Here is an 11,497-nt window from a genome sequence, read left to right on the forward strand (position 1 = left end):
CGGCAATGCAATCGGCCCCAGGGAAAAACTCTGGCATTTATTGACGTGACTGGCGCGAATCGCTAAAATCCTCGGTCTTTTTATCGGCTTATTTTTCTTTCCCGGTGATCGGGAAAGCTGGAGAGTACACACATGTACGCAGTGATCAAGACGGGCGGCAAGCAATACCGGGTCTCCGAAGGGGACAGGATCCGCGTGGAAAGCCTGAAGGCCGACCAGGGCGCCACCATTGAGCTGGATCAGGTTTTGCTGGTGGGCGAAGGCGAAGAGGTGAAAATCGGCACTCCCCTGGTGGCCGGCGGCAAAGTGACCGCCACGGTGGAAAGCCACGGTCGTGGCGATAAAATCCGCATCATCAAGTTCCGCCGCCGCAAGCATTCCCGCAAACAGATGGGACACCGCCAGAATTACACGGAACTGAGAATCACCGGCATTTCCGCAGACTTAAGCAGGGGCTAGCACTCATGGCACACAAAAAAGCAGGCGGCAGCAGCCGCAACGGTCGTGACTCGGTTTCCAAGCGCCTGGGCGTCAAGCGCTACGGCGGGCAGGAAGTGCTGGCCGGCAACATTCTGATCCGCCAGCGTGGCACCCACTTCCACCCCGGCACGAACGTGGGCTGCGGCAGGGACCACACTCTGTTCGCCAAAACCGACGGCGTGGTCAAATTTGAAGTGAAGGGCCCGAAAAACCGCACTTTCGTGAGCGTGGTGGCCGGCTGAACGACGCTATGTCCTGGCGCGACCGAAGAGCCCCGCCATTGGCGGGGTTTTTTGATTCCAAACCCGTAACCTTCGCCCCATGAAATTTGTCGATGAAGTCAAAATCCGTGTCTGCGCCGGCAACGGCGGAGACGGCTGCGCCAGTTTCCGGCGGGAAAAATTTATTCCCTTTGGCGGCCCCGACGGAGGCGACGGGGGCGACGGGGGCAGCGTGTATCTCATCGCCGACCCCCATTTGAACACCCTGGTGGATTACCGCTACACCCGCTCCTTCAACGCCGAGCGGGGCCAAAACGGCATGGGACGCCAGCGTACGGGCAAAACCGGCGTCGATCTCGAACTGCCCGTACCGGTGGGCACGGTGGCCTCGGATCTGGACACCGGTGAAGTGATCGGCGACCTGGTGGAAGCGGGTCAGCGCTTGTTGGTGGCGCAAGGCGGCCATCATGGCCTGGGCAATATCCACTTCAAAAGCAGCACCAACCGCGCGCCGCGCCACTGCACCCCGGGGACCCCGGGGGAAGAGCGGCGGCTCAAACTGGAACTGAAGCTTTTGGCCGACGTGGGCCTGCTGGGCACGCCCAACGCGGGGAAATCCACCTTCATCCGCGCCGTCTCCGCCGCACGGCCCCAAGTGGCGGACTATCCCTTCACCACCCTCTACCCCAAGCTGGGCGTGGTCAGCATCGCTCCCCACCAAAGCTTCGTCGTTGCCGACATCCCCGGCCTCATTGAGGGCGCGGCCGAGGGGGCGGGACTGGGCATCCGCTTTTTGAAGCACCTGGCCCGCACCCATTTGCTCTTACACCTCGTGGACATCGCCCCGCCCGAAGGCGACCCGGTGGAACAGGTGCAGGTGATCGAACGGGAACTGGCAAAATTCAGCCCGGAACTGGCCGAACAAACCCGCTGGCTGGTGCTGAACAAAATTGACCTGCTGCCACCGGAGGAACGGCAGGCCCGCTGCGAAGACATCGTCCAGCGGCTGGGTTGGACCGGCCCTGTGTTTCAAGTCTCCGCACTGTCCGGCGAAGGCGCCCGGGCATTGACCCACGCCATCATGGCCTGTCTGGAACGACAAGCCGCGCTGGCTGCGGAAGGCGGACAGGATTTCCAAGCGGACCCATGAAAACCCGTGCGGACATCGTCAAGGCCAAACGCTGGGTCGTCAAAGTGGGCAGCTCCCTGCTCACGGACGACGGCCGTGGCCTCAACCAGTCGCTGATCCGGGCCTGGGCCGGGCAGGTCGCCGCCCTCAAAACCCAAGGCATCCATGTGGTGCTGGTCTCCTCCGGCGCCGTCGCGGCGGGCCTGCAGCGTCTGGGCTGGACCGGGCGGCCCCACGCCGTGCACGAACTGCAGGCGGCCGCCGCCGTCGGCCAGATGGGACTGGTACAGGCTTACGAGCGTGCTTTCCAGGAACACGGCCTGCACACTGCCCAAATCCTGCTCACTCATGAGGATCTGGCCCACCGCCAGCGCTATCTCAACGCGCGCAGCACCCTGCGCACCCTGCTCGGTTTGAACGTAGTGCCCGTGGTCAACGAAAATGACACCGTGGCCGTAGACGAAATCCGCTTCGGCGACAACGATACCCTGGCGGCGCTGGTGGCCAATCTCATCGAGGCGGACGTGCTGGTCATCCTCACCGACCAGCCCGGCATGTACGAGCAAGATCCCCGCCGCAACCCCGACGCCAGGTTCATCGACAGCGCCCCGGCCGATGATCCCGGCCTGGAGGCCATGGCCGCCGGTGGCGGCGTCGGCCGGCTGGGGCGCGGCGGCATGCTCACCAAAGTGCTGGCCGCCCGTCGCGCCGCCCGGTCCGGGGCCGCCACCTGCATCGCCGGCGGCCGCCAGCCTGAGATTCTGATGAACATCGCCAGTGGCACCCCCGTCGGCACCTTCCTCAGCCCCACCAACGGTCCCCTGGCCGCCCGCAAACGGTGGCTGGCGGCCCAGCTCCAGGCCCGTGGCCGGCTCACCCTGGACGCCGGCGCCGTGCGCGCCCTTAAGCACGCGGGAAAAAGTTTGCTGCCCGTCGGCGTAACGGACGTGAAGGGCGCCTTTTCCCGCGGCGAGCCGGTTGTCTGCGAAGACGACAGCGGCCGGGAGGTGGCCAAAGGCCTGGTGAACTATAACGCCGACGAAGCCCGCAAAATCATGGGGCAGCCCTCGGAGCACATCGAAACCCTGCTGGGCTACGTGGACGAACCGGAACTCATTCACCGGGACAACCTGGTGATTCTGTGAAAGCGTTGACAGCGAATGCAATGCTGCCCAGGCCCACCCCCGCGAGCCGTATTTTTCGTTCCCTCTCCCTCTCAGGGGCAGGGCGCTTGCATCAGCGAAGTGCCTTCCTGCTGAATTGAGCAGGAGGCGGGCTCACTCCCGCCGTCAGCGGCTCATCGGTGGCAGTTACCTGCCACCATTCCCACAGAACGCGGCGTGCGGATTTCCCGCACTACGCGTCTCAGGCAAGGCGTCACAGGTATTTCCCTTGGCATCTCAAGGGCGTACCACGTCGCCGACTTCGATGCCGCTGTCGGTGATGATTTCACCTTCCGCGTAGGAACCCTCCACTTCGGTGAGTTTGATCTTGCCCACCTTTTTGTATTTGACCTTCAGCACCTTGCCCGTGACGGGGTCTTTGATGACTTTTCTCTGACGGGAAACCGTAAGCGTCTGGCCGGTTTTGTAGCCCGCCTCGCTGCCCTTGTTCAGCGTGACGATGCCGTCTTCCACATCCGCCACCACGGTGTCACCCTCGCTCACGCGGACCGCTGATCCGCCGCCCGGGGTATCCAGTTTGGCAGCGGACACTTTTGCGGCCAGTTTTTTAATGGCCCCGCGCATCACCTCGGTGGCTTTTTTCTCGTTGAACCGTTCACCGCCGCCGATGCCAAATACACGCACGCTGACCGAGCTTGCGCTGTCCGAGCCGCTGTCGGCAAAAACAATTTCCGCGGTTTGAACATTCACAATGCGGACGTCCACCGTCGCGTGGTAGCCTTTTTTGCCCACGAACACACCACCGCCACCGCCGCCGCCTGTGCTCTGGCCGTACTCCGTCACGGCCCCGGTGACGATGTATTCCACTCCGAGGATCTTGCCGATTTCAGCGGCAGTGGAGGGATCCACCGCGCCGGACAAGCCCAGTTCCTGTTCTTTCATCAGTGAGGCGAGCTTGTCCCGTTCGATGACAGCAAACTTGCCAATTTTCACCAGCTCTGTCGCCAGCATATCCGAAGCGCCGCGTCCCACCCGCCAACCGCCATGGGGGGTTTTGTTTTCAAAGTCCATCACCGCCACCCGGACTTTCCCGTGGGCGACAGTAGTGAAGCCGAGCATGAGGGCGCACAGCATGAAACTCAAACAACCCAAGCGTCTCATATCATCGTCCTTTCGCGATCGAGCATTGACCAGCACTCCTGGAACCCCACCCCCAACAGCGTGGCCCGGAGGGCGCCCGAGGTGTGTGGGCAAGGGTACCTAGAATGGTGAATCAAGGAAAGTCACAGGGGTTCGAGCGGCAGAGGGAGACGGTGGCAGCCCCTCTCCGCGCAGCGGAAACCCGCGGGGAGGGGGCCGGTGAAACGGGTGTAACGGCGGATTGAAGCCGATGGTTTAGCCGCGCGGCGCCCGCCGGGGCGGCAGCAAGTTGTCTTTGGCGAGCAACGCGTGGATGTCGTGCGGCGACAACCAGCTTACATCCTTGGCCAGCTCGGAAACAGTGAAGCCGGCCTTGGGCGGGCATTTCAAGGTCTCGCGCAAGAAACCCAACATGCGTTTTTCTGCGGCGATAACCAGGTGTCTGGCATTGTGCGCCTGGGCAAAGCGCACGGCTTCCCCCGCCACCTGTTTGGCGAACCGGCGCTTGAATTCGTCATCGTGTTGATCGCGATGATCGTCATAACCGTGGGCCTGCCCGCCATTGGACATATTGCGGCCCGTCTTCATGTCTGACCATTTTTCCTTGCCCGACATATCGGTTTCGGTGTTGATCAGGGCCTCGCTGTCTTCCACCAGATTAGGGCCTGATTCCACCTCCGGTTGCGCTGCTGGCACCAGGGTAAAAAAACGCGCGCGGCTGCCGTCCACGGCGATGACGCAATAATCACTCATAGATTTCCCTCATCAGAAAGCAAAGTGCCCGATCACTCACTGCCCGATAAAACCCATCAGATAAAGAGCCAGGCCGCCGGCGATCACCCCGGACACCACCAACACACCAAGAATCATCAGTCCAAACACGGCGCGCATGACGGAAAGATCCTCCAACTCCGCCTACTCGGCCGCGGCGGAACCCTGCGCCGCAGGTTCATCCGCCCCGGCCGGCGTTCCGCTGTGCTCCTCAATGACCAGGGGCGCCTGACATTCCGGACAATAGGTGTTGAAGGGCAGGACATCCGCGCCTTCCATGTTCACGGTGATCTCCCCGCTGTGGGCGGGACAGGTGCCGCTCACTTTTTCATTGATCCGTTCCACGCGATAGCGCATGTAGGCCCACGCCGGACCGGCGATCAGAAAACCGGGCACCAGCACGAAATGAGCAATGGGAATAAAAACCGTCACAACAGCCAACAACCAGGACAGTCCCCACACCTGGGCGGCGCGCCGCATGCGGTCTTGCTGGGTGAACACTCGGGTTTCCAGGACACCGTCGCCCGAGGCCTCACCACTCCTTAATGCAACAGCTTGTTGTTCCACGGATGCCATGATCCCTCCCCACTAAACCGGATTGCACAAGTTTTAACATACCAGTGCCAAAAGAATAGGCTAGCATAGCATAGGCATTATCGTCCCCCGGCGGCCATGGGGTCGGCGGGACAGTTCGAGGGGCGGGAGGCCCACATCATGAAACGTCTGCTGAAATTCCTGGTCTGGCTGAGCGGTATCGCGCTGCTGATTGTGGCGGCCCTGCTGGTTGTCCTGCCCCTGGTGGTGAACCCCAACGACTTCAAGGAAGACATCAGCCAGGCGGTCAAAGACGCCACCGGCCGGGAGCTGAGTTTCCACGGCGATATCACATTGTCCCTCTTCCCCTGGCTGGGGGTGGAACTGGGTGGGGTGAGCCTGGCCAACGCCCCCGGCTTCGGCCCCGAGCCCTTTGCCGAAGTGGGGGGTGCGGTGGTGAAGGTGCGCCTGCTGCCCCTGCTCAGCCGGGAAGTGGAAATCAGCACGCTGAGCCTGAAGGATTTGCGCCTGAATCTGAGCCGCCATGCCGACGGCCGCAGCAATTGGGACGACCTGGGCGGTCCCGCCGCGCCCGCCACAGCCGGCGCCAAAGCCGCAGTCCCCAGCGCACCGCTACCGGCCCTGGCGGCCCTGGCCATCGGCGGCGTGGCGGTGGAAAACGCCCAGCTGCGCTGGGACGACCAAAGCACCGGCCAGCATGTTCAGCTCGGCCAGTTCAATCTCAAATCCGGCGCCATCATTCCCGGTCAGCCGGTGGTCGTCAGCCTGAGCACCGCTTTTGCCACCGCGGCGCCACCGCGGCGCGGCCGCTTGGAGCTGGCCGGCGAGCTTGACTTTGATCTGGCTTTCACCCGGATCAAACTGCAACAGCTTCGCCTGAACACACAGCTCCAGGGCGAAGCCCTGCCCGCACCGGAAGTGGCGCTGGTCCTCACCGGCGCCGCCGATTTGGATCTGGAAACCCAACGCCATCGCCTCCACTCCCTCAGCCTGAGCACCACCCTGACCGGTCCGGAGCTGCCCGAAGGCCGGGTCACGGCCACCCTGGCCGCGGACCTCGACCTGGACCTGGCCGCGGAAACCGCGGTGGTGAGGGGGCTGGATCTGAACACCCTGGGGATACAGGCCCAGGGCCGGCTCCGTGCCGTCCACATCCTCAGTGCACCCTCCGTCACGGGGGAACTGACCCTGCCTCCCTTCAACGCGCGAACCGTGCTGAAAAAATTGAGGGGTGAAGCCCTGGACACTGCCGATCCCCAGGCCCTCGGCGCGGTGGGCGCCCGCCTCGCCTTCGCCGTTGACGAGACGCAGGCCAGGCTCACCGCGCTGACCGCAACGCTCGACGACAGCACCCTCACAGGCACGGCCGGCGTGAGCAATTTCGCCCACCCCGCCGTCCGCTTCAATTTGAAGCTCGACGGCATCGACGCCGACCGCTATCTGCCGCCACCCGGCGACTCTCCCGTGGCCGCCACCCCCGCCGGCGCCGGGGCCGCCGGGGCGGCGGCGCTGCCCCTGGAGACGCTGCGGGCGCTGGATATCGAGGGCCGCCTGGCCGTCGGCCGACTCAAAATCGCCAAGCTGCACCTGCAGGACATCCAGGCCCGGCTTCAGGCCAGGGACGGCGTCCTCCTCCTGCAGCCGCTGGGCGCAAAGCTCTACGGTGGCCGCTATCAGGGCGATCTCGCCCTGGACGTGCGCGGTGATGCCCCCGTGATCAAAATGAACGAACGCCTGGAAATGGTGCAGGCCGGTCCCCTCACCCGGGACCTGCTGAGGGAAGAACTGGTGAGCGGCCTGGGCGACCTCACCGTCACCCTGAGCGCCCGCGGCCTGGACCCGGACGCCGCGCTGCGCAGTCTGAACGGCACGGCAGTGGTCAATGTCACCCAGGGCGGCATCCGCGGCCTCAACCTGGCGAAAGCCATCAAAGCGGAATACGCCCCAAGCCTGCAACGCGCCCTTGGCAACAGCGGTGAGCTGGATCAGACCCTGTTCCGTCGCCTGGGCCTCACCGCCCGGATAAAAAACGGCGTGGCCTCCACCGGCGATCTGACGCTGGACTCTGCCCAATTGCACGTGCTGGGCCAGGGCAACGTCAACCTCCTCACTGAACAAGTGGATCTGCGCCTGGAGGCCACACCCAAAGGTCAGTTCGAAAAACAGATGGGTCAGTTCGCAGGTATCGCCATCCCCGTCAATGTGCGCGGCACATACACTGAACTCCAAACCACCATCGACTTGGACGAGGCATTGAAGCGCGCGGCCAAAGCCCGCCTCGGCCGCCGGAAACAAAAACTGGAAGAAGAGCTGAAACGCAAAGCCGAGGCAGAAAAAGCCAAGGTCCGTGCCCGCCTGGAAGCGAAAAAGGCCAAGGCCAAAGAAAAGCTGGAAGAAGAACTCAAAGGCAAACTCAAAGGTTTGTTCCCGTGACAACCAGGCTGAGCGGCGAGGCCCGCCCCCGGCCATGACACAGCGTTCTGCTTTCAGCCGCCGCCTGCTCAAGTGGTGGGACCGGCACGGCCGCAAAGACCTCCCCTGGCAGCGCGAGCCCACGCCCTACCGGGTGTGGGTGTCAGAGATTATGCTGCAGCAGACCCAGGTGGCGACGGTCATTCCCTACTATACCCGCTTCATGGCCCGCTTTCCCACCGTGGCCGAGCTGGCTGACGCGGCGCTGGATGAGGTGCTGCACCGGTGGAGCGGCCTGGGCTATTACGCCCGGGCCCGCAACCTGTCGGCCGCGGCGCGGCAGATACAACAGCGCTGGGGTGGTGAGCTGCCGCGCACCCAGGCCGAACTCATGACCCTGCCCGGCATCGGGCGTTCTACCGCGGCGGCGATTCTGGCCTTGGCCATGGACCAGCCGCTGGCCATTTTGGACGGCAATGTGAAACGGGTGCTCAGCCGTTACCACGCCGTGGCAGGCTGGCCGGGACGGCGCGAGGTGGAGCAGCGGTTGTGGGCATACGCCGAGGCCCACACGCCCCCGCACCGCGCCGCCCACTACACCCAGGCCATCATGGACCTGGGCGCCACGGTCTGCACCCGCCGCCGGCCGCGCTGCGATCGCTGCCCTTTCGGCAGCGATTGTGCCGCCCGCCGCGCCGGCCGGGTGGCGGACCATCCCGGCCCCAAACCGCGCCGCCAGCTGCCCCGGCGCAGTACCCGCATGCTGCTCATTGAAAACGCCGCGGGCGCCGTGTTGCTCCTCAAACGCCCCCCGGCCGGTTTATGGGGTGGGCTGTGGGGCCTGCCGGAATGCCCCCTGGAGACGGCGCCCGCACGCTGGTGCCGGCAGGAACTGGGACTGGACATCGAGGTGCTGGAAAACTGGCCGCTTGTGCGCCACAGTTTCAGCCACTATCACCTGGACATCCACCCCAGCCGGGCCCGTGCCGGCCAATGCCGCGGCGTCATGGAGGGCCCGCCGGCCCTCTGGTACAATCCCGGCCAGTCACAGGCCCTGGGCCTGGCTGCCCCGGTACAAACCCTTCTGCAACGTTTTCAATCTGTTACCAAGAAAGGACCGCCATGACACGCACTGTGCACTGCGTCAGACTGGACAAGGACGCCGAGGGCCTGGCCGCCCCGCCTTATCCCGGTGAGCTGGGGCGGCGCATTTTCGACAACGTATCCAAGGAAGCCTGGCAGATGTGGCTGCGCCAGCAGACCATGCTCATCAACGAATACCGCCTCACCCCCATCGACCCCAAGGCGCGGGAGTTTCTGGAACAGGAGATGGAGAAGTTTTTCTTCGGCGGAGGTTCGGCGCCGCCCAAGGAATTTGTGCCGCCCCGGTAACCGCCGGTTTACTTCACCCGCGCGCGGATCCGCACCAGCAGAAACAACACGGACAAGATGGCCGCCAGGGGCACGATGGCGGCGCGCCTCCAGCCGAACAACTCAGGCAGCACCTCGCCCAGGGCGAAGAGGGAGACAAAAAACAAAATGCCGATCTCCACGGCCTCCGCCCAAAACAGATCGGGAAAATCCCGCCGCACTTTCACAGCCTGGCCCGCTTCCAACTGCAGGCGGTTGCGGGCGTGGGCGTCCAGATAGACGCTGGCGATGTCGGGCTCCACCCCGAGCAGCTTGGCGGCGTTCACGTACCGGGCGCCCCAGTCCTCCTGCTGCAGGTCCACCCGGTTCTGCACCATCTTGTCGCTGAGTTCAAAAGCCTTGATGGCCATGTTGTGCAAGCGGTACGAGCGGCCATCGTCCGCGGGCAGGCAGGAGACCAGCACCACCCGCTTGCCCGCGGCGGTACCCAGCAGACACAGGGCATCGAGGGGCACGCGGCAGATGTTTTTCTCAATGTCGGGCGGGTCCAGCTTGGCCACCCGCAAAAACAAATAACGCCGTCCCAGCACCCGGGTGAACCACTCCAACAGAGTCTGCCCCAAACCCAGGGTCAGGGGAAAGAGATCCAGCTCAGGATGGCGCTCGCCTGCTTCAATTTCATAGGGAATGCCCAGGGCATTGCGTAAAGTCTGGTCCAGGCGCAGTTCCCTTTTGGCCAGATTCCGGTCCAGCCGTACCCGGCCATAGGCCCGCAGCTCAGGCCCCTCCGCCAGCTTCCGGGTGACCACGGCATAGTCACGCAAGCCTTTTTCCAGGGCCAGGGTGGGGTGAACGGCGATGATGTAATCGTCATGGGCGTCCTTGCGGTGCGCATCGGCGGTAGGCCCCAGGGACAAAGCCGGTGCCGGCTCCCCGCTCATCCTTCGAGATCCTCATAGTCGAAGGCGGGGGCGCGGGCCGCGGCGCTCAACTGGCGGATGCGCGCCAGGCGCAGGTCGGGGTCAATGATGTTCTGGGCGATAAACTCATCCAGTTCCAGCCCGGGCGCCAGGCGGTCCCGCACCCGGACCAGCACCTCCCCTTCCGAAAGCGCCGGGAAACGCCGTCCGCGGGCGACGATGGCGGCCAGGGCCAGCGGCCCCTCACCCAGGTCCAGCAGGCCCCAGCGGCTGCGGTAAAAGCAAGCCTCGGCCAAGTCCCGCCCCCCATCCAGGCGCAGCTCGATCCCCCGGAGGCGGCTGAAGGCATAGTTCTGCCCCAGGCTCTCGGAGCGGTGCATCACCGCCAGTTGCTCGGTGCTGAGCAGGTTGACGAAAATCTCCACCGCCGTGGCCGGCGCGGCCTGCAAGGCGGCGGGGATGCTGCCGTAGCGGGTGATGTGGGCGGAGTAGACCACGTCGAAACCGGACAAGGTGGCACGGATCACCGGCACCATCACCGGCGGCGGCAGCCCGGCGTATTTGCGCCGGAGCTGTTCCGGCGCGGCATTGGAGCCCAGGGACAAAACCGCCACGCGATCGGCGAATACAGCATCGCAGTCCAGGCCCGCCGCCGCCAGCACCGCAGCCAGCGGTCGCTCGCCGTCCGCCGCCTGCACCCGGTAGTCCCGGCAGGAGGTGCCCTCTGCCACAAGCAGGGGGAGGGCGGCACCATCGGCATAAAGATAACTGGCGCGGGGAATGGCGAAGGGATAGCGCCGGGCATAGGCTATGGCGGCGGCGGGCAGCCGGGCGGCGGCATCGTTCACCGGGGAATGTCCATGGCGCAGCGAAAGCCCACATCGGTACCCGCCGCCGTGGGGTCGGCGTGGGCCCGGCGGGCGCCGCGGAAAAAGGCGCTGAGCGCATAATGCCCCACCCCGGCACCGCCGCCGCGCACCACTTTGTGAATCTCACCGTAGGCCGGATGCCGGTAATCGGCCCCGGGATAGGCCTGGTACCAGTCCTGCACCCATTCCGACACGTTGCCGGCCATGTCGTATACGCCGTAGGGGCTGCGGTCGGCGGGGTTGGCACCCACGGGTTTTAAGTAATCGTCCCCCTCACCGTCGTCACCGGTATTGGCGTTCTCCGGCTGCCAGTCATGGCCCCAGGGGTATTCCAGCCCGTCCGGGCCGCGGGCGGCTTTTTCCCATTCCTGCTCGGTGGGGAGACGTTTGCCGGCCCACTGGCAATAGCTGTAGGCGTCGTACCAGTTGACTCCCGTCACCGGCAGGCGGTCGCGCCGGCGCTGCGCCGCCAAAATGGCATCCAGCAGCGCCGCCCGGTCCAGGA

General features: G+C 64.7%; 13 protein-coding genes. 7 read left to right on the plus strand and 6 right to left on the minus strand.

Going from position 1 to position 11,497, the window contains the following annotated elements; genetic code table 11:
- The first annotated feature begins 132 nt into the window (after positions 1–132).
- The 4 genes from rplU (at position 133) to ENJ19_04345 (ending at position 2,975) form a co-directional block, all read left to right on the plus strand.
- Positions 133–459, plus strand: coding sequence for a 50S ribosomal protein L21 (gene rplU, locus ENJ19_04330; GenBank protein ID HHM04956.1), 327 nt, complete (start codon positions 133–135; stop codon positions 457–459).
- A gap of 5 nt (positions 460–464) precedes the next feature.
- The gene (locus ENJ19_04335; GenBank protein HHM04957.1) at positions 465–722 is read left to right on the plus strand and encodes a 50S ribosomal protein L27; all 258 of its coding nucleotides are present in this window, start codon (positions 465–467) and stop codon (positions 720–722) included.
- 79 nt (positions 723–801) lie between these two features.
- On the plus strand, positions 802–1,851 hold the full coding sequence (gene obgE, locus ENJ19_04340; GenBank protein HHM04958.1) for a GTPase ObgE: 1,050 nt from the start codon (positions 802–804) through the stop codon (positions 1,849–1,851).
- Positions 1,848–2,975 carry a glutamate 5-kinase gene (locus ENJ19_04345; GenBank protein ID HHM04959.1) on the plus strand — a complete coding sequence of 376 codons (1,128 nt, stop codon included), beginning with the start codon at positions 1,848–1,850 and terminating at the stop codon, positions 2,973–2,975. Before obgE ends, ENJ19_04345 begins: the two co-directional genes overlap by 4 nt.
- 255 nt (positions 2,976–3,230) lie before the next feature.
- Here ENJ19_04345 and ENJ19_04350 read toward each other — a convergent pair whose 3' ends face one another.
- The 3 genes from ENJ19_04350 to ENJ19_04360 form a co-directional block, all read right to left on the minus strand.
- Positions 3,231–4,115, minus strand: coding sequence for a penicillin-binding protein activator LpoB (locus tag ENJ19_04350; protein HHM04960.1), 885 nt, complete (start codon positions 4,113–4,115; stop codon positions 3,231–3,233).
- A gap of 234 nt (positions 4,116–4,349) precedes the next feature.
- Positions 4,350–4,847, minus strand: coding sequence for a host attachment protein (locus tag ENJ19_04355; protein ID HHM04961.1), 498 nt, complete (start codon positions 4,845–4,847; stop codon positions 4,350–4,352).
- 162 nt (positions 4,848–5,009) lie between these two features.
- Complete coding sequence (locus ENJ19_04360) at positions 5,010–5,441, minus strand: hypothetical protein (protein ID HHM04962.1); 432 nt, start codon at positions 5,439–5,441, stop codon at positions 5,010–5,012.
- 96 nt (positions 5,442–5,537) lie between these two features.
- Between ENJ19_04360 and ENJ19_04365 the strand changes: the two genes are divergently transcribed.
- Genes ENJ19_04365 through ENJ19_04375 form a run of 3 tightly spaced genes read left to right on the plus strand, consistent with a single transcriptional unit; the run spans position 5,538 to position 9,224 of the window.
- Positions 5,538–7,853: an AsmA family protein gene (locus ENJ19_04365; GenBank protein ID HHM04963.1), complete on the plus strand. Its 2,316-nt coding sequence runs from the start codon at positions 5,538–5,540 to the stop codon at positions 7,851–7,853.
- A 34-nt stretch (positions 7,854–7,887) separates the two neighbouring features.
- On the plus strand, positions 7,888–8,958 hold the full coding sequence (locus ENJ19_04370) for an adenine DNA glycosylase (GenBank protein HHM04964.1): 1,071 nt from the start codon (positions 7,888–7,890) through the stop codon (positions 8,956–8,958).
- On the plus strand, positions 8,955–9,224 hold the full coding sequence (locus ENJ19_04375; GenBank protein HHM04965.1) for an oxidative damage protection protein: 270 nt from the start codon (positions 8,955–8,957) through the stop codon (positions 9,222–9,224). The genes ENJ19_04370 and ENJ19_04375 overlap by 4 nt, the downstream gene beginning before the upstream one ends.
- An 8-nt stretch (positions 9,225–9,232) precedes the next feature.
- On the opposite strand, the gene ENJ19_04380 is transcribed toward ENJ19_04375, so the two are convergent.
- The 3 genes from ENJ19_04380 to ENJ19_04390 form a co-directional block, all read right to left on the minus strand.
- Positions 9,233–10,144, minus strand: a complete 912-nt coding sequence (locus ENJ19_04380) for a hypothetical protein (protein ID HHM04966.1) — start codon at positions 10,142–10,144, stop codon at positions 9,233–9,235.
- A complete protein-coding gene (locus tag ENJ19_04385) occupies positions 10,141–10,971 on the minus strand; it encodes a hypothetical protein (GenBank protein HHM04967.1) in 831 nt (276 codons plus the stop codon). Before ENJ19_04385 ends, ENJ19_04380 begins: the two co-directional genes overlap by 4 nt.
- Positions 10,968–11,497, minus strand: a 530-nt coding sequence (locus ENJ19_04390) for a formylglycine-generating enzyme family protein (GenBank protein ID HHM04968.1), incomplete at its 5' end; no start/stop codon positions are given. The genes ENJ19_04390 and ENJ19_04385, both read right to left, overlap by 4 nt.

Source organism: Gammaproteobacteria bacterium (assembly GCA_011375345.1).
In the GTDB taxonomy this organism is placed as follows: Bacteria; Pseudomonadota; Gammaproteobacteria; order DRLM01; family DRLM01; genus DRLM01.